Source organism: Streptomyces sp. NPDC107538, from assembly GCF_055657445.1.
Genome location: NZ_JBVKAY010000003.1, coordinates 336,801 through 355,963, shown reverse-complemented (window position 1 = coordinate 355,963; position 19,163 = coordinate 336,801). Strand labels below are relative to the sequence as shown.

The window sequence follows — 19,163 nt, the reverse complement described above, 5'->3', positions numbered from 1 at the left end:
TCGGGGGGCGGACTGCGGCGGATCCCGGGGCCGACCGCGGCGGATCGCGGGGCGGACCACGGCGGATCGCGGGGCGGGCACGGCTCAAACACAAGCCCGCGCATCCCTGCGGAACGGGCTCCAAGTCCCCGGCGAATCCCCGCAGGAGCGTCACACAGCCTGCACACAGCTCTGAGAATGGCTCGTTAGCGTTGCTGACCGCTCGATCCGCTCGATCCCACGTGCGAACGTGACGCGACCGGGCCGCGGCCCGGCGGGTCGACGGCATGCCCACACAGGAAGACCCCCACATCTCCATGGACTACTGCACCTCGTGTCGCCGACATCTCAACGGCGCCCTCGTGTGCCCCGGCTGCGGCGCCTACGCGCCCGACATAGCCCCGGCCACGATCGACAGCCGTGTCGCCCCTCCGGAGCCGAGCGGGACCACGGCCACCGGGCCGTCGATGATCCCGATGCCGCCGACGACACCGTCGGCACCGATGGTGCCGACGCTGCCGACGGCGGCCTGGGGGTACGGGGCGGGGGACGGCGGCGGCTGGCCTGAGGGCCGGGTGACGGACGGGTTGGCCTCCGGCGGATTCGCGGCGCACGGGCCGACGTCCGGCGGGTTCGCGACGCACGGGCCGGCCTCCGGCGGACTCGCGGCGCACGGGCCGACGTCCGGTGGGTTCGCGGCGCACGGGCCGGGCTCCGGCGGGTTCGCGGCGCACCGGCCGGCCTCCGGCGGCAAGGGCATCGGCGCCGACGTGGACGCGGATGTGGATGTGGACGCCGACACGGACGCGGACATGGCTTTCGCGGGTGACGTGGACGTGGACGGTGTCCCCATGGCGCCGCAGGGGCGGGCCGCGCGGCGGCGTCAGCTGGCGCGGTGGAAGAAGAACCAGCGCCGGGCCGTGGTCGCGACCGCCGTCGCGCTGGTCGGCGGCGGACTGACCGTCATGGGCATGGACCGGCAGTCCACCGACCGCACCCAGGCGGCCACGGCCCCGGACGCCGAGAGCCTGGGCTCCGTCGAGGAACAGGGCTCGCAGGGCGGCCGTACCTCGTCCGCGACGGAGACCGACGACGCCCGGCGCACCCCGGACGCCCCCACCACCTGGACCCCGTCCGGCGACACCTCCCGCGACCGCTCCACCGCGAACCGGTCGGGTTCCCGCGCGCACCCCAACGCCCCCCGTACGGACTCGGCCACGCCGTCCGCCCAGGAGGCGCGGACCGGCTCCGCCGGCACCGGCCGTACGGCCACGGACGACGCCTCGGCCACCCCGACGGACGGCACGACCACGCCCCCGGCCGCCGACGACGCCGGTTCCTCGGCGGACACGGGGACGGGGACGAGCACGGGTTCGGACGACACCGAAACCGGCACGGGTACGGACACGGGCAGCGACACCAGCACCGGCTCGGGCTCGGGCTCCGGCTCGGACACGGGGACGTCGGACGGTTCGAGCTCCGACACGGCGACGACATCACCCTCGGGGCTGTGCCTGCTCGGACTCATCTGCGTGAGCTGACGTACGACGGGCTGTCGGTCCGACAGCGCGAGGGAGAGCTGACCGCCCGCCGGCGGTCAGCCCCTACGCGTACCCACCCGCCCTCGTCCCCCCATCCCTCAGTGCTCGTCGGCGGCCACCGGGCGTGGCCAGGAACGTCCGCTGACGCGTTCGATGTCGGTGTTGAACTGCTCCAGGTCGGCGACGAAGCGGCGGAGGCGTTCGGCGGGCCAGTCGGCGATGACGCCGGTGAGGCCGTCGACGAACTCCGCGCGCTGCGCCGCGAGACGCGCCGACCCCTCGTCGGTGATGCGGAACTTGCGGGCCACTCCCCCGTCGGGGTCGAGGGTCCGCTCCACCAGGCGCTCCCGCAGGAGCGCCGAGGTCTGCCGGGTGAACGTGGACGCGTTGAACCCGAACGCCTCCACGAAGTCCGGGATGGACATGGGCCCTTGGGCCTCCAGCCGGGTGAGCAGCACATAGGCGCTGCGGTCCAGGGCACCGCCGTCGCGGACGCCCCGGGGCGTCGACGTCTCGCGGTTCCGCGTCAGGATCAGCAGCTCCCGCTCGATGCGCTCCCCCGCCTCTCGGGCATCCACCGTCTTCTCCCGCCTGTCCGGCCTCCATGGGCCTCTCACTGAGCCCCTCACTGGGCTCCCCCCTGGGCCCCTCACCCTACGTCGAAATTGCGCCATGCATGGAGAGTGCATGATGCACCATTGATGCACGATGCACTACCTGTGTAGCGTGCATTCCCGTCTCCCTCCCCTTCCCCCCACCAGGAGATGACGAGATGCCCCAGGTCGAAACGAGCGGAACCACGACGAGCGGAACCACGACGAGCGGAACCGGGCCGAGCGGAACGGGCGCGGAGGACGAGGCGGTGGTGCGGCTGCCGATGGCCGGCGACGGCCCCCTGGACCCGCCCGCCGCATGGGAACGCCTGCGCGCGCGGTGCCCGGTGGCAACGGTCGAACTGCCGAGCGGCGACCGGGCGAAGTTCGTGAGCCGGTACGCCGATGTCCGCGCCCTCCTCTCCGACCCGCGCTTCGCCCGCCCGCGCGCGGGGGAGGACACCGCGCGGCTCTCCGCCGACGGCTCGGGCGGTGTCGCGGCCGACGCGTCCTCCGACTACGAGCTGGCGATCCCGGAGACGGGCGAACCACATCTGCGCTGGCGGCGCCAGGTCGGCCGGTACTTCACCGCGAAACGCATGGCGGCGCTGCGCCCGGGGATGGCGAGGATCGCCGAGTCCCTGCTCGACGAGATGATCGAGCGTGGCGCGCCCGGCGACCTGAAGGCGGCCCTCGGCTTCCCGCTCCCGGTGTATGTCATCTGCGATCTGCTGGGCGCGCCGGCCGAGGACCGCGACCGTTTCTCGCACTGGTCCGACGCGTTCCTGAACGTCAGCCGGTTCTCGAAGGAGGAGACGGGGGCGGCGTTCAAGGAGTTCGCGGGGTACATGGCCGCCCTGGTCGAGGAGAAGCGCGCCGAGCCGGGCGAGGACCTGCTCAGCATGCTGATCGTGGAGGGCGCCGCGCTGCCGGAGTCCGAACGGCTCACCGACGCCGAACTCCTCGCCACCGGCATGGGGTTGCTGGTGGCCGGGCACGAGACGACCGCGAACATGATCGGCAAGATGGCGGCACTGCTGCTGGCCGACCGCACCCGCTGGGAGCAGTTGCTCGCGGACCCGTCCCTCGTGCGTACGGCGGTGGAGGAGGTGCTGCGCTTCGACGCCAACCTCGGTGGCTTCGGGATGCGGCGCTATCTGAGCGAGGACGTGGACCTGGACGGGGAACTGCTGCCGGGCGGGACGACCGTGTTCTGCGGCATGTCCTCCGCCAACCGCGACGACCGTGTCTTCGCCGCCCCCGCCGAGATGGACTTGACCCGCAGCCCCAACCCCCACCTCACCTTCGGCGCCGGCCCCCACTCCTGCCTCGGCCAGGCCCTCGCCCGCACCGAACTCCAGGTCGTCCTGGAGGTCCTCCTCCATAAACTCCCCACCCTCGAACTCGCCGTCCCCGTCGAAGAGTTGCGCAAGGTCGAGGGCCTCCTCGTAGGCGGCCTGCGCGAGGTCCCGGTCCGCTGGTGACGACGAAGGGCCCGAACTCCCCATGAAACTGCACATCGACGAAACCAAATGCTGCGGCGCCGGCCAATGCGTCCTCATCGCCCCCGAAATCTTCGACCAACGAGACGAGGACGGCACCGCCTTCCTCCTCACCCCCACCCCACCCCCCTCCCACCACCACTCCGCCCACGAGGCGGCAGCGGTGTGCCCGGCGGGGGCGATCGGGATGGACAACGGGGAGGAGTGAACTCCTGAGGGCCGGCAGCCTCGTAGAGAAGCGGGCTGCCGGCCCTCAGGGGCGGAGGGAGGGACCGGATCGGGCCGCGCGCCTTTCCTAGCGGGCGTCGCGCTGCGCCTGGCGGTATTCCTCGGCCAGGACGTCGAGTTCCGGGCACTGGCCGGTGGCCTTCCCGTCCTCGTCTCGGAACTCCCGGCAGGCCGGGCAACTGGTGCCATGCGTGATCAGCGTGTCGTACGCGGCGTGGACCGTAGGCGTCATGGGCGTCATGGGCGGCATAGGCCTCACGGACCTCATGGGCGCTCACCCCGTGACCGGGCGTTGGCCGCCGCCACGCCCGCGCTCAGTGCCTCGCCGAGGGCCAGGGGCCGCAGGTCGCCCGGTTCGGCCTCCCACTCCCGGCCGCCACCGATCGGCCGGAGCTGTACGGCCGGGCCGACGAAGTCCATGACCTTGCCGACTCGTCTGCGGCTGGTGTCCTCGACGGTGTCGCCGACCGTCGGCTCGTAGCGGACCATGGTCACCGCCTCCGCTTCCGGCGCGCCGGTCGGGAGTGATGGGCGCGGATGAGGACGTTGCAGTCGGAAACCCTCGACCAGTCGTCCGCGACCCTTGCCGCCGCCCGCTGCTCGGCCGGCAGCGCGCACGGCTGACAGTGGGCCGGCGGTACCGGCTCCTCGTTCGGGAGCCCGAGGAAGGGCGGCGGATCCATCGTGTTCGGTACACGTCCCGTACTCATGCCGCGATGATGGGCTGACACGGTGTAACTGAACCAGGTCGTGCCGTGGCCATCCGTGGCCACGTGGCGGCCATGGCCGGGGGACGGCGCGATGACATCTCTGACCGGACGGGTGGGCCGCAACGACGCGCTGAGGGCCGCCCGGCTCCGAGCGGGCTGGCGGACCGTCGAGCAGGCCGCGGCCCAGCTCACCGAGCACGGGCAACGACATCTCGACGACCCGCACTTCACGGTGTCCGCGCGCACGTGGCGACGGTGGGAAGGCGACCGCCCCGGCTGGCCACCGGAGGAGACGGCCCTCGTCATTCATGACGCGCTCGGCCGCTGGCCCGAGGACCTCGGATTCACCACCCCGCCCGGGTGGATCCGACCCGAACACCACGAAGAGGAGCACGTGCGGCGACGAACCTTCGTGTCCGTCACCGCCGCCGCCCTGGTCGCCGGGCCCCTCGCCCCGCAGCATGTCGACCCTGCCCTGATCGACTACTTCCAGACCCAGTTGGAAGGGCACTACCGGGCGGACATGTTCCTCGGCCCGCACGACCTGATCAGTACCGTGTCCGCTCAGTACCAGCTCATCGACAAGCTCGTACGCTCCGCGAAGGGCGAGACCCGCCGCGGACTCCTCAGGGTCGGCGCCGCCTACGCCGCGCTGGTGGGCTGGCTGTACCAGGACGCCGGCGACATGGAGGCCGCCGCGTTCTGGCGGGGCGTCACCCAGGAGATCGCGATGCGGTCGAGAGACACCCACCTGATCGGCTACTCCCTGGTCAACCAGGCGCAGGTACGCACCGACCTCGGGGACGGGCACGCGGTCATCGATCTGTGCGAGGCCGCACTGGAGGACTCCCCCCATCTGGTGCCGAAGGTCCGCATCATGGCCATGCAGCAGCAGGCCCATGGCGCGAGCCTCACCCACGACCGGACGGCGGTGGACCAGCTGCTCGACGAGGCGGACGGACTCCTCGGCCGGGTCGACGACGACCTGCCGTGGGGCAACGCGTGCCGCCGTACGCCCGGCTACCTGGAGGTGCAGCGGGCCACCTGTTACGGGCGTCTCGGTCTCGGCGCGGAAGCGGTGACGCTGTGGTCGCAGGTGCTCGAGATCGTCCCCGAGACGGCGCGCCGGGATCGCGGGGTGTACCTCGCCCGGCACGCGACCGCGGCGGCCGGCGCGGGTGAGCCTGATCAGGCGTTGGAGATCGCCCGGACGGTGGCGGACATCGCGGTCGAGACTCGATCGGCGCGGATGCGCAGGGAGTTGGTCGCCCTTCAGCGCTCGATGCGGCCGTGGCAGGATGCGCCGGTCGGCCGGGATCTCGCGGAGGTTCTGGCGCCCGTGACCGAGGGGAGCTGAGCGTGGCGGAGGCACCGGTGCCACTGACCGAGGACGAGATCGCTACCGCCCTGGCCTCGGTGCCGGGCTGGCGCCGCGAGAGGGACGAGATCACCCGCTCGTACGCGATCCGGTATCACGGCGGGGTGGCGATGATCGTGCACGTCGCGGACGTAGAGCGGCTGATCGGCCACCACGCCGACATCGACCTGCGGTGGGGCAGGGTGCGGTTCGGGATCACCACGCACGACGCGGGGCACAAGCTGACCGAGGCGGACTTCGACCTCGCCCGGCGGATCGACGCCATCGCCCAGGCGCACATGGCCGAGCCGCTCGACGACTGACCCCGCGTACGGCCAAACGCCCCGCTCCCGCCTTCGAGGCAGGCCGAGTGGTGCGTACGCGAAAGACGAACGTGAACCGTCGCCCTTACGCCCTCCCCTACACCCCCTACCCCCGCGCCGCCCGATGCGGCCCCAACTCCGCCAAGACCTCCTCCAGTTGGCCAGGGGTGAGGGCGGGGCCGGGGAGGGGTGGGGGCGGGGGTGTCGTAGGGGTCGGGGGGCGGAGGCTGTCGAGGAGGAGGGTGAGGGGGCGGCGCCAGGCGTCCGGGGTGGTGGCGGAGGTGAGCGCGGGGACGGCGCGACCGAGGGCGGCGAGGGCGAAGAGGACGTCCTCGGTGGTGACGTCCGCCCGGACCGTGCCCTCGTCGCGGCCGCGCCCCAGCAGGTGGTCCACCGTGCGCCGGTTGTGCTCGTGCACGTCCTCCAGGACGTCGACCCCCCGCACACGCGTGGTCATGAGGTCGTTCGTGCCCCGGTCGGCCGCCAGCGTGTCGAAGACCGCCCCGAGGTATTCGTTCAGCCCGGTCCAGGCGTCCGGCGCGTTGCGGACCCGGTCCCCCACGGCCATCGTGCCCGCGAGTTGGTCGTGGAAGACGGCGTCGATGAGAGTGGCCCGGCTCGGGAAGTGCCGGTAGAGCGTCGCGTTCCCCACCCCCGCCCGGCGGGCGATCACATCCAGCGGCGCTTCGAGCCCCTGCTCGGTGAACACCTCGTGCGCCGCCGCCATCAGCAGCTCCCGGTTCCGCCGCGCGTCACGCCGCCGCCGTGGCGACGGTGTCGCGGGGTCCGCACCGACGGTCATCCTGTTCCTCCGCTTGAAACGGGGACTGCACCCCGTCGCCGATGCCCCCGACAGCCCCGATGCTATCGTCGAGGTATTAAACGGGGAGTACTCCCCATATAGGACAGAGGTCACTCAGGGCCCACCCACCCGCGAACCGGAAGGCGACGACCCGACCATGCGAGCACCCACGCTGGACGAACTGGCCCCCGACGGCCACGACTTCGCGGCCGACCCGCACCCCGTCTACGCCGCGCTGCGCGCCCGGGGCCCCGTGCACCGGGTGCACATCCCGCAGACGGGCGACTGCTGGCTGGTGGTGGGCCGGGACGCCGCGCGGGCCGCGCTGACGGACCCCCGGCTGAGCAACGACCTCCGCCACTCCGCCTGGGACACGGACGGCGGCCACGCGATCGGCGTGAACATGCTGCAGAGCGACCCGCCGCAGCACACCCGGCTGCGCCGCTCGGTCGCCGCGCGCTTCACCCCCGCCCGGACGGCCGCCTTACGCCCCCGGATCGAGGAGATCACGACCGCCCTGCTGGCCGGCCTGCCCGCCGAGGGTACGACGGACCTGGTGAGCCGGTACGCGCTGCCGCTCCCCGTGGCGGTGATCTGCGAGATCCTGGGCGTCCCCGACCCGGACCGGGACGTCTTCCACGCCTGGTCGACGGAGCTGGTGCTGCCGACGTCCCCGGAGGCGGCGGCGGGCGCGGCCGCGGCGCTCACGGACTACCTCACCGACCTGATCGCCCGGAAACGCGCCACCCCCGACGACACCCTGCTCAGCGAACTCGCGGCGGAGGGCGACACCGAGGCCCTCTCCTCCGAAGGTCCCTCCTCCGAGCCCCTCTCCTCCGAGGAACTCCTCGGCATGGCCTTCCTGATCCTGGTCGCCGGCCACGAGACGACGGTCAACCTCATCTCGGCGACCGTCCACAGCCTGCTCACCCACCCGGACCAACTCGCCGCCCTCCGCGCCGACTTCACCCTGACCGACGCGGCGGTCGAGGAATCCCTCCGCTACAACTCCCCGGTCCACGGCACCGCGTTGCGCTTCGCCGCCGAACCACTCATCCTCGCGAACACCCCGGTCTCCCCCGGCGACGCCGTCCAGATCTCCCTGGCCGCCGCCGCCCGGGACCCGGCCCACTTCCCGGACCCCGACCGCTTCGACCTCACCCGCCGTCCCCACTCCCACCTCGCCTTCGGCCACGGCCTCCACCACTGCCTGGGCGCCCCCCTGGCCCGCACCGAAGCCACCGTCGCCCTACGCCTCCTCCTCCGCCGCCACCCCCACCTCACCCTCGCCCCGACCCCCCTCACCTGGCGAACCGGCACCCTCCTGAGAGGCCTGCCGGAACTACCGGTCCACCTGGGGTGACCCGACCCGCGCGCCACCCGTCAGCCGACGGCGACGGCCCGCTTGGCGCGGCGGACCGGGAGCACCTTGTGGACGGGGACCCCGGCCGCGCGCCCAGGCCACCGACCGGCCTGGGCCCCGGTGACCGCCCCCCAGGAACGTCCGGGCAAGCTGGGGCCGGTGTCGTTACCCCCCAACTTCCAAGGAGACGACCGGAGATGACGATGTGGCCGGCGCGGAGAGCGGTGTTGTGCGGTGGGCTGGGCGGTGGGCTCGCTCTGGCCGGGATCGGGGGCGGGGGTGGGAGTGCGTGGGGCGCGCCCGCCGGGCGGGGGCCTGCCCGGGGAGCCGGCGGATCCGGGGAAGTCGGCGAGGTGTACGTGCCGATCGCGGTCGGGGCCGGGGGTGGGCCCGTCGGGAGTGACCGGGTGCATGTGCTGAAGGTGGGGCCGCGGGACGCGGGGACCGTGGTGGTGCTGGTGCCGGGGATGTTCGGCGCGGCCAACGACTTCCGGCTGATGGCCCGGGATCTGGTCGCCTCCGTGCCCGGCATCCAGGTGTGGGCCGTCGACCGACGCGAGGAGAACCTCGCCGACCGCAGCGGATTCGGGGGCGGCGGGGCCGACCCCGTCGGGTACTACCTCGACGGGCGCTATCGGACCCTGGAGCCCACCTCCGCCGGGTACTTCGGGCGGTGGGGGCTGGAGCGGACCCTCGACGACCTGCGGTGTGTCGTGCTCGCGGCCCGCGCGGGCGGTCGGCGGCGGGTCGTGCTGGGCGGGCATTCGTGGGGGTCGACCACGGCGTTGGCGTACGCGGCCTGGGACTTCGGCGGCCGGGCCGGGTACCGGGACCTCGTGGGGCTCGCGGTCCTCGACGGGGGCGTGCGCGGCGCGTTCGAGGGCACCGGGGCGCCTGTGCAGGACTCGCCGGAGGAGGTGCGGGAGCGGCTCGCGGCGATCGCCGGCGGCCGGGTCTTCGACCTGACGCTCAGCGGGGTCGGGTTCGGCAGCCGGGCCGAGAGCACCCAGATCTGGTACCAGCTCGCCGGGTGGTACGCCCACCACGACCCCGAGGGCCGGTCCGTCCTCCAGGACCGGGTGCCCGAGGCGCTGCGGGCGCCGTTCCCGGTGACCAACGCCGCGCTCCTCGGCGGCTTCGTCGACGCCGGCTTCGGCTGGCCCAACGACATCAGCGTCCACTCCGGACACCTCGCCGAGAAGGCGGACGACCGTGGCGTACGCGGGTGGGTCGACGACGGGATCACCCCGATCGCGCGGGTCGCGGAGGCGTACGCCGGTCCCGTGCCCGGCGTGTGGGAGTGGTACTGGCCGGCCCGGCTCTCCGTCGACCTCGACGTGAGCGACGTCTACGCCGACACCGACCTCGCCCGCTCCCTCGGACTGCGCCTGCGGCACGCCCCCGGCCTCGACATACCGCTCTACGCCTTCGGGACCAGCTACTCCAAGGGCACCGTCGTGGAGAGCGCCCGCCGCGTCATCGCGGAGTCCCGCGTCCCGTACGCCGTCTACGAGTCCGACGAGGCCATGAACCACCTCGACCCGCTCTTCGCCGCCACGGAACACAACACGGCCACCCGCACGCTCGCGGAGTTCGTGCGGAGGGTGGGCACCGCGGCCGGGTGACTCAGAGGGCGCGGGCCAGCAGGTCCAGCAGCGCGGCCCAGTGGCGTTCCGTCGCCTCGGGGCTGTGCATGGCCGTGTCGGCCTGGGTGAAGCCGTGGTGGGCGCCCGCGTAGACCTCGCCCCGGTGGCGTACGCCGGCGGTGGTGAGGGCCTTGTCGAGGCGGTCGATCTGCTCGGCGGGGTTGGTGGAGTCGTCGTCCGCGTGCCCGAAGTACAGCTCGGCGGTGATCCGGTCGGCGAGGAGATGGGGGCTGTCCGGCGCGTCGGTCGCGAGGTACGCCCCGTGGAACCCGGCCGCCGCGGCCACCCGCTCCGGGTACGTGCCCGCCGTACGCAGCGCCAGCCCCGCGCCCATGCAGTAGCCGGTGATGCCGACCGGGCCGCCGTTCGTCAGCGGCGAGGCGGCCAGCCAGTCCAGGTACACCCCGGCGTCCCGCATCGCCGCCTCCGGCGTCAGCCCCCGCATCGCCGGACGGATCAGCTCGATGATCTCCGGCCGCTCCGCCGGGTTGATGAACTCCGGCAGCTCCACGAGGGGCGCCCGCCCGCTGCGGTACATCACGTTCGGCAGCAGCACGGCGTACCCCGCCCCCGCCAGCCGCTCCGCCATCGCCCGCAGATGCGGGCGCACCCCGAACGCGTCCATGTAGAGGAGAACGGCGGGGTGCGGCCCACCGTCGGCCGGGTGGAGGACGTACGCGTCGACGGTCCCGTCGGGGGTGGGGATGTCGACCGGGGAGGTGTGTACGGAGACGGAGGTCATCGCTCTCTTCTTTCTGCGGGGGGGGGGGTGAACGGGGGGGGTGAACAGGGGCGGGAACGGAACCGGGAACGCGAGCCGCGAACACGAGCGGCGAACGCGAGCCGTGGCTGGAGCGCCCGGCCCGGCTCAGTCGCCCGCGAGGGCCATGCGGGAGCCGCCCGGCTCGCCCCGGACGGCCGAGTCGGCCAGTTCCCGCACCCGGGCGGCCGGGACCGGCACCCCCGGCGTCTCGAAGAACCAGCGCCCCGTCTCCTCCTGGCTCAGCCCGGTCGGCCGCTGCGCCAGGTACGGCGTGACGTACACCGGCGTCCCCGGCTCACCGCGCCAGCTGTCGGCGAGGGTGCCTAGGTCGACCGCGTCGTAGCCGAGGGCGTCGAGCAGGTCGGCCACCTCCGCCTTGGCCGCCGGGTGGTCGCCCGCGATCGGCAGAGCACTGCGGTCGGCGGCGCCGGCGGGCCGGGCGCTCGTGAGCAGCCGCCGGAAGTCGATGGTGTTGAACGCCTTGACCACGGACGAGTCGGCCAGATGCCGCTGCACCAGGGCGCTGGAGGTCGGCGGGGTCCCGTCCGGCCCGGCCTCGTGCAGTTCGGCGAGGCGGCCGTCGCGCTCCGGGTAGTAGTTCATGGTGTCGATCACGGTCCGACCGGCCAGATCGGCGGCGGAGAGCCGCGTGTGGGCGTGCAGCGGGATCGTGGCCACGACCAGGTCACCGGCGCGCGCGGCCTCGGCGGGGGTGGCGGCGCGGGCGCCGAGTTCGCCGGCCAGGTCGGCGAGGGTCTCGGGACCGCGCGAGTTGCTGAGGACGACGTCCAGACCGGCGGCGACGGCCAGCCTGGCCAGAGCCCCGCCGATCATGCCGCTGCCGATGAGTCCGAGGGTCTTGGTCATGGCGACACGTCTCCGGTCCACGGCGGGGTTGGATACCAAGGTCAAGGGTGAAACTGAGTGTCACGCTAGCCACTGAGGCGCACACCTGCAAGCGAGGGTCGTCCGGCGTTAACATCAGGGAGTGAGCGAAGTGAACGGAGCGGCACCCGAGCCCCGCTCGAACCCCGGCCCCGGGGGGACCTCGCGGGCGAACACCAGGGACATCGCCCGGGCCGCCGTACGGGCCGAACTGGCCCAGGTGGCCTTCGAGTTGTTCCTGCGCGACGGCTTCGACAAGGTGACGCTCGACGATCTGGCGACGGCGGCGGGAGTGTCCCGGAGCACGTTCCTGCGCTACTTCGGCACCAAGGAGGACGCCGTGCTGGGCGCCTTCGACGCGCACGGCACCTGGGTCGCCGACGCGCTGCGCGCCCGCCCCGCCGACGAGGACGACTGGACCGCGCTGCGGCGGGCGCTGGACACGGTCATCCGGCGGTACCACCAGGACCCGGCCGGTTCGCTGGCCACCGCCCAGCTGGTCCGGGACACGCCCGCGCTCTGCGCCCGTCAGCTGGAGAAACAGCACGGCTGGCGGCCCGCGCTGGCCCGGGCCCTCGCCGAACGCCACGGCTCCTCTGGGCCCCCGGCCCTCGCCGAGACCGTACGGGCCGCCGCCGCCCTCGACTGCCTCGGCATCGCCCTCGACCACTGGACCGCGTCGGACGGCGCCCTCGACCTGGTCGCCCTCCTGGACGAGGCGTTCGCGACGCTGGCGTGACGGGCGAAGCCTGCGGAGGCGGAGGCGTAGGCGTAGCCGTGATCGTGATCGTGATCGTCGGTCAGACGTAGACGACCGGGCAGCCGCGGCGGAGCGAGTGCTGTGCGGCGCGCAGGTAGAGGGCGACGTAGAAGGCCGTGTCGAGGTCGTCGGCCCATGGGCCCTGGCGGGTCGCCGCCAGTCGCTTCGCGGCTCCGTCCAGGAACCACATGGTCAGGTCGAGGTTGTCGCACATCTCCGGGGTCTCGGGCGGCAGTTCGACGGCCGCCGCGAGCCGCTCGGCGAGCGCCAGCACCTGGGGAGCGCCGGCGACCACGGTCGAGTCCGTGTAGCCGGTCTCGACATCCAGCTCGATGTCCTCGTCCAGCGGCAATGGCACCAGCACCGACCAGCCGCAGAGCCGCTCCGCTTCCTCGGACGTGAGGTGGGTGTCGCACAGCCGGACGAAGCCGTCCATCGGCGGGACCAGCTTCTCCTCGAAGGCCGGCCCGGAGCCCCGGACGAACTCCGTCTCCTCGGGCACCGAGTCGTAGGGCGGCAGCCCCCGCCGCCGCAGCTCCTCGTTCAACGCCGAGGCGACCCGCCCCCACCTCAGCTCGTCCTCGTCGTCCTCGTCGTCCTCCTCGCTCTCCTCCGCACCGAACCACTCCGCCGCGTCGACGCTCACCAGGTAGATGCCCATGCCCGGAACGTACCGCCCGCCACTGACATTGATAGTGGTAGCGGGTTCCGGTGGTCGTGGCTCTGCCACTGACTGACACCCTGCTGGGTTGTCTTCCGGGTGTACCGTCCGGCTGCCGGGGCCCGTTCTTCATGGCTCCGGCCAGGTGGAACATGACCTGATAGGAGCTTGGTCAGAAGCCCCCTCAATGTCCTGTCTGCCCCACCCGGCCGGTGCCGCCTCCGGCTAGGAAGGCATCTCCAGCATGACATCAGCGGGCACAGCGGACACGGTCGGCCAGTGGGTGTTCGGCGGGGTGGATTCCCATGCCGACACCCTTCATGTCGCGGTCGTCACGGGCAACGGCGGCCATCTCGCCGACGCCGAGTTCCCCACCACCACTGCCGGATACACAGCGGCCCTCGCGTTCCTGGGCGCCCACGGAGACGTGGCCGCCATCGGCGTCGAAGGCACCGCGTCCTACGGGACCGGGTTCACCCGCGCCGCCCGCGCCGACGGTCTGAGCGTGGTCGAGGTCAACCGCCCCGACCGCGCCGAGCGCCGCCGCAGCGGCAAGTCCGACCCCATCGACGCCTACGCCGCAGCCCGCGCCGCACTCTCCGGACGCGCCTCCAACGCGCCCAAGGACGAGAGCGTCACAGGCATACGCGCCCTTCACAACGCCGCCCGGTCCACCGTCAAAGCCCGCACCGCCGCCATGAACCAGATCGGGCACATCCTCATCGGCGCCCCCGATGCGATCCGCGCGCGCTACCGGACCCTTGACGGCAAGCAGCTGACCGACGCCCTGGCGCGCCTGCGTCCCACGGGAGACGCCGTCCACACCGCCGTCCTGACCGCCCTGAAGAGCCTCGCCCGACGCGTGAAGGCCCTGGCCGCCGAGCACGACGAACTCACCGCCGCACTCGACGACATCGTCGCCGGACACAATCCGGGCCTGCGAGCCGCCTACGGCGTCGGCCCCGACACCGCGGCCCAGCTGCTGATCACCGCCGGCGGCAACCGGGACCGCCTGCGCACCGAGGCGTCCTTCGCAGCTCTGTGCGGTGTCGCCCCCGTGCCTGCCTCCAGCGGCAAAACCACCCGTCATCGCCTCTCACGAGGCGGCGACCGGGCCGCGAACGCAGCCCTCTACCGGACAGCCCTGGTCCGCATGTCCAGCGACCGCCGCACCCGCGACTACGTGACCCGCCAAACCACAGCAGGCCGCACCAAGAAGGAGATCATCCGGCTCCTCAAACGGGCCATCGCCCGTGAAGTGTTCCGCTACCTCACCACCACCGTCGCGGTCCCGGACGTCGCGGACCTGCGACCGACACGGCAGGCCAAGAACATCACCCTCACCGCTGTCGCCCATCACTTCGGCGTCTGGCCCGCAGTCATCTCCTGCATCGAACGCGGCACCCGCCGCGACGACGACCTCACCAACGCCTACCGCGACTGGCTCACCACTGCTTGACAGCCAATAGGAGCATCATCGGGACCGGGGGTGTAGCGGGCTACACCCCCGGTCCGGGAGCGCACTCCCTCGTGGCACGGGCCGCCGGACGGGATCGTTGAAGCACGAGGTCAGGCGGATCTCGTGGCTCCTCCCTGGAAGGAAAATCCCATGAAGGCCCTGCTCGGCTCGAAGCCCGTCCTGTGGTTCCTGTTCCTGTTCAACCTCGTCGTCGCGGCGGCCGCCCCCTTCGTCGTCGACGGCGCGCAGGGCGTGGCGACCGCCGTGGGCATGGGCGTCGTCTCGCTCGGCGCGGGCGTCAGCCTGCTGCGCGGCCGGGGGCAGGGCGGGCGGCAGCCGGCCTGAGTGAAGGACACCTCCCGCGGAAGAGCACATCGTCGTCGCGTCGCACCGGCCGAGGCCGGACGGATGGCACCCGGAAGCGCCGTTCCCCTTCGTCGACGGGGTCGCCGAGGCGATCACGAAGGCCCAGGAACTCGCCGGGGACCGCAACGTGGGGGTGGCGGCGGGCGACGTCCGCGGCCAGGCCTTCGCGCTCGGCCTGATCGACGAGGTGGCGATGGACGCCGCTCCCGTCGTATTCGGCTCCGGCAAGCGGTACTTACGGCTCGACCGGCGCCCGGCGCCTCCTGGAGGGCCCCCACACGGTGAGGTGGGGCGACCGGGTTCTCCGCCTCCGGTACCGGGTCCGTCACGGGAGTGTCTGGATGAGGAACGACCGGATGAGCCCAGCTCTTGCCTGGATAGGGTCGGTCTCTGTCCGTCTTGGCCCGCCGGAGAGCGAGAAATGACCGTGCTGGTACTCCTCTTGTCCGTCCTCATCCTCTTCGCGCTCGGCGGCTGCGTCTGTATCTACTGGACGGCCCGAGGCGACGCCCCCACCTGGGCGCGCGGCGTGGCCCGCACGACGGAGGTGGCGAGCAAGGTGCTGCCCCGCGCGAACGTCTCGTCCAACAACCGGAACACCGGGGACAACGACTTAACGACCGGCTGTACCGAACCGTGAGGTGGGGGCAGCGTCAGCTCGCGTGCCGCGCCGCCGAGTGCCGGCAGCCGCCCCGGCCACACTTCGCCGCGTCGCCCACGCACTCCGCGCAGCCGCACGTCCGGCGCATGGCGGCGGCTTCATGGCGTCCGCTCGGCTCCTGCACACGGTGCCGTCCGGGGCGTGCTCCTCCTCCGGACAGGACGCCTCCCATTCCTCCGACCGGCTGCACGGACCTGCCACCGGGAAGCCGCACAACTCCCGGGCCGCCCGAGGAGTCCTTCTCCAAGAGAGGCGAAGGGGGAGCGCATGGGCGGGGTCCGGGGTGTTCGGGGTGGTGGGGCGCGCGGGGCAGCGCACCAGATCGCCTATTTCATGCGGGAGTTGGCGTCGGGGGAGGCGGGGCGGCGGGCCGCCTCCGTCAAGGGGCTGGGGCGGGTGGGGAGTTGGGCCGCCGGCCACGGTGATGTCGTGGCCGGGGTGGGTCCGGCCGTCGTCGGGACGGCCGGGGACCCCGATGCCTCGGTGCGGGCCGCCGCGGCGGACGCGCTGGGCCGGCTGGGGCCGCTCGGCGGGGACGAGACCGGCCCGGTGGTCGTCGGGCTGATGGGGGACGCCGACGCACGCGTACGACGCCGGGCCTCCCTCGCCGCCGAACGGCTGGCGCTGACCGGGCCGGCCGTCACGGAGGCGTTCCGGCGGCTGCTGGAGGACCCCGACCGGCATCTTCGGCTCAACGGGCTGCTCGGCCTGGACAGCCGGGGCGGGACGGCCGAACCGGCCGTGCTCGTACGGCTGTTGGGCGACGCCGAACCGTATGTGTGGGGGCCCGCGCGGACCGCCCTCTACCGCTCCCTGGACGAGCGGCCCGTCCTGGACGAGCTGATCCGGACCGCCCGGCACGGTCACGGGCGCTCCCGCGCGCGAGCGCTGGAGATGCTGCCCGCACGGCACACCCACACCCTGCGCGACACGTTCCTCGACGGTCTGCGCGACGAGTGCCCCGAGGTACGGCAGGTGATGACCCGGCTCGTCGCCGGCGATCCGCGGCACGGCCCGGCCGACGCGCTGCTGTCGTCGCTGGGGCTGTCCGGCGCGGTCGACGGTCTCTTCTCCGCGCTGCGCCGGGCAGGCGCGCCCGAGTCGCTCCTGCCGCTGCTCCGGCCCTCGGCGACGGCCGACGCACTCCTCGCCGCGCTGGAGGCCGAGACCGACGCCGACACCGCCGCCCTGCTGCTGCGCACCCTCGGCGACCGGGGAGACGTACGGGCCGTGCCCGCCGCCGTACGGTGGCTGGACCATCCGAACGCGGGCGCCAGTGCCGTACTGGCGCTGGCCGGTATCGGTACGTCGACGGCGGTCCGGTGGATCGCGTCCACGGCCTCCGCCGCCCCCGGGCCCGACCTGGGCCCCGGCCTCGGCCACCCCTACACCCGGGCGACCGCCGCCACCGCCCTCGGCGAACTCGCGCCCCCCGACGCCACGGAGACCCTGCTGCCACTGCTGACCGACCCCAACGCGGAGGTACGGGCCGGGGCCCTGAGAGGACTGGGGCACCTGGGCCACCACGGACTGCCGGGCCCGCGCCGGCACACGGTCGCCGAGGCCCTGCTCGCCCAGCTGACGGCCGACGAACCGAACCTCTGGCACACCGGCAACGCGCTCGCCGCGTTCCCCGAGACCCTCCCCGCCGTACGACGGCTGATCGACCACCCGTCCGAGGAGGTCAGGGCGACCGTCCTCCGTCTCCTGGACGAGGACGACGAGAACGACCTCGCCGTCCTCCTCGCCCACCTCGACGACCCCTCCGACCTCGTCCGCCACGAGGCCCTGCGGGGCATCGGCCGCTACGTCGACGGATACGGCGAGCTACCCGAGGCACCGACCCCCGCCCCCTCCACGCCTTCCGACGCCACGCTGCTCGACGTGATCACCGCGCTCGCGGAACCCCCGTCGCCCCGGCAGATCCGCTACACGGCACGCCTCATCCTCGACCAGCTGAAGGGAACGACAGGCTGAAGGGAACGGCGGGCTGAAGGAGCCCAGACGCGAAGAGGCCGACCCGACGATGTCACCGTCGAGCCGGCCTCTCCCCATGTCTCTGCCCGCATGCGTCCCTGTCCGCCGGGCGGTCAGTCCGTGCCGAACTCCATCGCCGCGCGGTCCAGCAGCTCGTCGTCGTCGGAGCCGGTGGTCGCGCCGCGGGAGGCGATGGCCTCGGCGCCGCCCTCCGGGAGCTGCCCGATGAGACCGGTCGCGGCGGCCTGGGCCGCGCCGATCGCGGGGCTGCCGGTGCCGAGGAGACCGAGCACCGAGTACTGCTCCAGCTTGGCGCGGGAGTCGGCGATGTCGAGGTTGCGCATGGTCAGCTGGCCGATGCGGTCGACGGGGCCGAACGCGGCGTCCTCGGTGCGCTCCATGGAGAGCTTGTCCGGGTGGTAGCTGAAGTGCGGGCCGGTGGTGTCGAGGATCGAGTAGTCCTCGCCGCGCCGCAGCCGCAGGGTGACCTCGCCGGTGACCGCGGAGCCGACCCAGCGCTGCAGGGACTCCCGGATCATCAGGGCCTGCGGGTCCAGCCAGCGGCCCTCGTACATCAGCCGGCCGAGGCGACGGCCCTCGGAGTGGTACTGCGCGAGGGTGTCCTCGTTGTGGATGGCGTTGACGAGACGCTCGTACGCGGCGTGGAGGAGGGCCATGCCGGGGGCCTCGTAGATGCCGCGGCTCTTGGCCTCGATGATGCGGTTCTCGATCTGGTCGGACATGCCGAGACCGTGCCGGCCGCCGATCGCGTTGGCCTCCATGACGAGGTCGACGGCGGAGGCGAACTCCTTGCCGTTGATCGTCACCGGGCGGCCCTGGTCGAAGCCGATCGTGACGTCCTCGGTGGCGATCTCGACCGCCGGGTCCCAGAACCGGACACCCATGATCGGCTCGACGGTCTCCAGACCGGTGTCCAGGTGCTCCAGCGTCTTGGCCTCGTGGGTGGCACCCCAGATGTTGGCGTCGGTGGAGTACGCCTTCTCCGTGGAGTCCCGGTACGGCAGCTGGTGCGCGACCAGCCACTCGGACATCTCCTTGCGGCCGCCCAGCTCGGTGACGAAGTCGGCGTCCAGCCACGGCTTGTAGATGCGCAGGTGCGGGTTGGCGAGCAGGCCGTAGCGGTAGAACCGCTCGATGTCGTTGCCCTTGAAGGTCGAGCCGTCGCCCCAGATCTGGACGTCGTCCTCCAGCATCGCCCGGACCAGCAGCGTGCCGGTGACGGCACGGCCGAGGGGGGTGGTGTTGAAGTACGCCCGCCCGCCGGAGCGGATGTGGAACGCGCCGCAGGTCAGCGCGGCGAGGCCCTCCTCGACCAGCGCGGCCCGGCAGTCGACCAGGCGCGCGATCTCGGCACCGTAGGTCTTCGCGCGGCCGGGCACCGAGGCGATGTCGGGCTCGTCGTACTGGCCGATGTCAGCCGTGTAGGTGCACGGGACAGCACCCTTGTCGCGCATCCACGCGACGGCGACCGAGGTGTCGAGCCCGCCCGAGAAGGCGATGCCGACGCGCTCGCCGGCCGGAAGAGAGGTGAGGACCTTGGACATGGAAATATTATGCATGCCAATG

21 protein-coding genes and 1 pseudogene are annotated in these 19,163 nt (G+C 72.9%); 13 read left to right on the top strand and 9 right to left on the bottom strand.

Going from position 1 to position 19,163, the window contains the following annotated elements; all coding sequences use genetic code 11:
- Positions 1-266: 266 nt before the first annotated feature.
- Positions 267-1,520 carry an SCO2400 family protein gene (locus ACZ7MG_RS12085; RefSeq protein ID WP_471382222.1) on the top strand — a complete coding sequence of 418 codons (1,254 nt, stop codon included), beginning with the start codon at positions 267-269 and terminating at the stop codon, positions 1,518-1,520.
- 98 nt (positions 1,521-1,618) lie between these two features.
- Here the strand turns inward: ACZ7MG_RS12085 and ACZ7MG_RS12080 are convergent, their stop codons facing one another.
- Positions 1,619-2,098 (bottom strand): MarR family winged helix-turn-helix transcriptional regulator, encoded by a 480-nt coding sequence (locus tag ACZ7MG_RS12080; RefSeq protein ID WP_471382225.1) that lies wholly within the window; start codon positions 2,096-2,098, stop codon positions 1,619-1,621.
- A 194-nt stretch (positions 2,099-2,292) separates the two neighbouring features.
- Here ACZ7MG_RS12080 and ACZ7MG_RS12075 point away from each other — a divergent pair, with 194 nt between their 5' ends.
- A complete protein-coding gene (locus ACZ7MG_RS12075) occupies positions 2,293-3,597 on the top strand; it encodes a cytochrome P450 (RefSeq protein ID WP_471382228.1) in 1,305 nt (434 codons plus the stop codon).
- Between the two features lie 22 nt (positions 3,598-3,619).
- The gene (locus ACZ7MG_RS12070; protein ID WP_471382231.1) at positions 3,620-3,823 is read left to right on the top strand and encodes a ferredoxin; all 204 of its coding nucleotides are present in this window, start codon (positions 3,620-3,622) and stop codon (positions 3,821-3,823) included.
- 87 nt (positions 3,824-3,910) lie between these two features.
- Here the strand turns inward: ACZ7MG_RS12070 and ACZ7MG_RS12065 are convergent, their stop codons facing one another.
- Genes ACZ7MG_RS12065 through ACZ7MG_RS12055 form a run of 3 tightly spaced genes read right to left on the bottom strand, consistent with a single transcriptional unit; the run spans position 3,911 to position 4,553 of the window.
- Positions 3,911-4,075, bottom strand: coding sequence for a hypothetical protein (locus tag ACZ7MG_RS12065; RefSeq protein ID WP_471382233.1), 165 nt, complete (start codon positions 4,073-4,075; stop codon positions 3,911-3,913).
- A 32-nt stretch (positions 4,076-4,107) separates the two neighbouring features.
- Positions 4,108-4,332, bottom strand: coding sequence for a hypothetical protein (locus ACZ7MG_RS12060; RefSeq protein WP_471382236.1), 225 nt, complete (start codon positions 4,330-4,332; stop codon positions 4,108-4,110).
- A gap of 2 nt (positions 4,333-4,334) precedes the next feature.
- On the bottom strand, positions 4,335-4,553 hold the full coding sequence (locus ACZ7MG_RS12055) for a hypothetical protein (protein ID WP_471382239.1): 219 nt from the start codon (positions 4,551-4,553) through the stop codon (positions 4,335-4,337).
- Between the two features lie 91 nt (positions 4,554-4,644).
- Here ACZ7MG_RS12055 and ACZ7MG_RS12050 point away from each other — a divergent pair, with 91 nt between their 5' ends.
- Positions 4,645-5,910: a Twin-arginine translocation pathway signal gene (locus ACZ7MG_RS12050; RefSeq protein WP_471382241.1), complete on the top strand. Its 1,266-nt coding sequence runs from the start codon at positions 4,645-4,647 to the stop codon at positions 5,908-5,910.
- Positions 5,911-5,912: 2 nt separating this feature from the next.
- On the top strand, positions 5,913-6,233 hold the full coding sequence (locus tag ACZ7MG_RS12045) for a 4a-hydroxytetrahydrobiopterin dehydratase (protein ID WP_471382243.1): 321 nt from the start codon (positions 5,913-5,915) through the stop codon (positions 6,231-6,233).
- Between the two features lie 106 nt (positions 6,234-6,339).
- Here ACZ7MG_RS12045 and ACZ7MG_RS12040 read toward each other — a convergent pair whose 3' ends face one another.
- Positions 6,340-7,035 (bottom strand): TetR/AcrR family transcriptional regulator, encoded by a 696-nt coding sequence (locus ACZ7MG_RS12040; protein WP_471382246.1) that lies wholly within the window; start codon positions 7,033-7,035, stop codon positions 6,340-6,342.
- Between the two features lie 157 nt (positions 7,036-7,192).
- Between ACZ7MG_RS12040 and ACZ7MG_RS12035 the strand changes: the two genes are divergently transcribed.
- Positions 7,193-8,398, top strand: a complete 1,206-nt coding sequence (locus tag ACZ7MG_RS12035) for a cytochrome P450 family protein (RefSeq protein ID WP_471382248.1) — start codon at positions 7,193-7,195, stop codon at positions 8,396-8,398.
- Positions 8,399-8,757: 359 nt separating this feature from the next.
- Entirely contained in the window at positions 8,758-10,023 is a 1,266-nt protein-coding gene (locus ACZ7MG_RS12030) for an alpha/beta hydrolase (RefSeq protein ID WP_471382249.1), read from the top strand.
- Position 10,024: 1 nt separating this feature from the next.
- Here the strand turns inward: ACZ7MG_RS12030 and ACZ7MG_RS12025 are convergent, their stop codons facing one another.
- Positions 10,025-10,786, bottom strand: coding sequence for a dienelactone hydrolase family protein (locus ACZ7MG_RS12025; RefSeq protein WP_471382250.1), 762 nt, complete (start codon positions 10,784-10,786; stop codon positions 10,025-10,027).
- A gap of 126 nt (positions 10,787-10,912) precedes the next feature.
- Positions 10,913-11,674 carry an NADPH-dependent F420 reductase gene (locus tag ACZ7MG_RS12020; protein WP_471382253.1) on the bottom strand — a complete coding sequence of 254 codons (762 nt, stop codon included), beginning with the start codon at positions 11,672-11,674 and terminating at the stop codon, positions 10,913-10,915.
- Between the two features lie 202 nt (positions 11,675-11,876).
- Here ACZ7MG_RS12020 and ACZ7MG_RS12015 point away from each other — a divergent pair, with 202 nt between their 5' ends.
- Positions 11,877-12,431: a TetR family transcriptional regulator gene (locus tag ACZ7MG_RS12015; protein WP_471382952.1), complete on the top strand. Its 555-nt coding sequence runs from the start codon at positions 11,877-11,879 to the stop codon at positions 12,429-12,431.
- Positions 12,432-12,492: 61 nt separating this feature from the next.
- Here the strand turns inward: ACZ7MG_RS12015 and ACZ7MG_RS12010 are convergent, their stop codons facing one another.
- On the bottom strand, positions 12,493-13,113 hold the full coding sequence (locus ACZ7MG_RS12010; protein WP_471382256.1) for a hypothetical protein: 621 nt from the start codon (positions 13,111-13,113) through the stop codon (positions 12,493-12,495).
- Positions 13,114-13,357: 244 nt separating this feature from the next.
- On the opposite strand from ACZ7MG_RS12010, the gene ACZ7MG_RS12005 reads away from it, so the two are divergent.
- The 5 genes and pseudogenes from ACZ7MG_RS12005 to ACZ7MG_RS11985 all read left to right on the top strand — a co-directional run bounded on the left by ACZ7MG_RS12005 (position 13,358) and on the right by ACZ7MG_RS11985 (position 17,576).
- Positions 13,358-14,572 (top strand): IS110 family RNA-guided transposase, encoded by a 1,215-nt coding sequence (locus ACZ7MG_RS12005; RefSeq protein WP_471382259.1) that lies wholly within the window; start codon positions 13,358-13,360, stop codon positions 14,570-14,572.
- A 150-nt stretch (positions 14,573-14,722) separates the two neighbouring features.
- Positions 14,723-14,917: a hypothetical protein gene (locus ACZ7MG_RS12000; protein WP_471382262.1), complete on the top strand. Its 195-nt coding sequence runs from the start codon at positions 14,723-14,725 to the stop codon at positions 14,915-14,917.
- A 25-nt stretch (positions 14,918-14,942) separates the two neighbouring features.
- Positions 14,943-15,264: pseudogene (locus ACZ7MG_RS11995) on the top strand (dihydrofolate reductase); the annotation flags it as partial.
- 95 nt (positions 15,265-15,359) lie between these two features.
- The gene (locus ACZ7MG_RS11990) at positions 15,360-15,578 is read left to right on the top strand and encodes a hypothetical protein (RefSeq protein ID WP_471382265.1); all 219 of its coding nucleotides are present in this window, start codon (positions 15,360-15,362) and stop codon (positions 15,576-15,578) included.
- 288 nt (positions 15,579-15,866) lie between these two features.
- A complete protein-coding gene (locus ACZ7MG_RS11985; RefSeq protein ID WP_471382268.1) occupies positions 15,867-17,576 on the top strand; it encodes a HEAT repeat domain-containing protein in 1,710 nt (569 codons plus the stop codon).
- Positions 17,577-17,689: 113 nt separating this feature from the next.
- Here the strand turns inward: ACZ7MG_RS11985 and argG are convergent, their stop codons facing one another.
- Entirely contained in the window at positions 17,690-19,141 is a 1,452-nt protein-coding gene (gene argG, locus ACZ7MG_RS11980; RefSeq protein WP_471382270.1) for an argininosuccinate synthase, read from the bottom strand.
- Positions 19,142-19,163 lie beyond the last annotated feature (22 nt).

Excerpts from the sequence above, each read along its gene's own strand:
- ACZ7MG_RS12085 (WP_471382222.1), top strand. The coding sequence starts at position 267 with ATGCCCACACAGGAAGACCCCCACATCTCCATGGACTACTGCACCTCG.
- ACZ7MG_RS12000 (WP_471382262.1), top strand. The coding sequence starts at position 14,723 with ATGAAGGCCCTGCTCGGCTCGAAGCCCGTCCTGTGGTTCCTGTTCCTG.
- ACZ7MG_RS12005 (WP_471382259.1), top strand. The coding sequence starts at position 13,358 with ATGACATCAGCGGGCACAGCGGACACGGTCGGCCAGTGGGTGTTCGGC.
- ACZ7MG_RS11990 (WP_471382265.1), top strand. The coding sequence starts at position 15,360 with ATGACCGTGCTGGTACTCCTCTTGTCCGTCCTCATCCTCTTCGCGCTC.
- ACZ7MG_RS12060 (WP_471382236.1), bottom strand. The coding sequence starts at position 4,332 with ATGGTCCGCTACGAGCCGACGGTCGGCGACACCGTCGAGGACACCAGC.
- ACZ7MG_RS12050 (WP_471382241.1), top strand. The coding sequence starts at position 4,645 with ATGACATCTCTGACCGGACGGGTGGGCCGCAACGACGCGCTGAGGGCC.
- ACZ7MG_RS12065 (WP_471382233.1), bottom strand. The coding sequence starts at position 4,075 with ATGACGCCTACGGTCCACGCCGCGTACGACACGCTGATCACGCATGGC.
- ACZ7MG_RS12040 (WP_471382246.1), bottom strand. The coding sequence starts at position 7,035 with ATGACCGTCGGTGCGGACCCCGCGACACCGTCGCCACGGCGGCGGCGT.
- ACZ7MG_RS12055 (WP_471382239.1), bottom strand. The coding sequence starts at position 4,553 with ATGAGTACGGGACGTGTACCGAACACGATGGATCCGCCGCCCTTCCTC.
- ACZ7MG_RS12035 (WP_471382248.1), top strand. The coding sequence starts at position 7,193 with ATGCGAGCACCCACGCTGGACGAACTGGCCCCCGACGGCCACGACTTC.
- ACZ7MG_RS12025 (WP_471382250.1), bottom strand. The coding sequence starts at position 10,786 with ATGACCTCCGTCTCCGTACACACCTCCCCGGTCGACATCCCCACCCCC.
- ACZ7MG_RS11985 (WP_471382268.1), top strand. The coding sequence starts at position 15,867 with ATGGGCGGGGTCCGGGGTGTTCGGGGTGGTGGGGCGCGCGGGGCAGCG.
- ACZ7MG_RS12070 (WP_471382231.1), top strand. The coding sequence starts at position 3,620 with ATGAAACTGCACATCGACGAAACCAAATGCTGCGGCGCCGGCCAATGC.
- argG (WP_471382270.1), bottom strand. The coding sequence starts at position 19,141 with ATGTCCAAGGTCCTCACCTCTCTTCCGGCCGGCGAGCGCGTCGGCATC.
- ACZ7MG_RS12075 (WP_471382228.1), top strand. The coding sequence starts at position 2,293 with ATGCCCCAGGTCGAAACGAGCGGAACCACGACGAGCGGAACCACGACG.
- ACZ7MG_RS12010 (WP_471382256.1), bottom strand. The coding sequence starts at position 13,113 with ATGGGCATCTACCTGGTGAGCGTCGACGCGGCGGAGTGGTTCGGTGCG.
- ACZ7MG_RS12020 (WP_471382253.1), bottom strand. The coding sequence starts at position 11,674 with ATGACCAAGACCCTCGGACTCATCGGCAGCGGCATGATCGGCGGGGCT.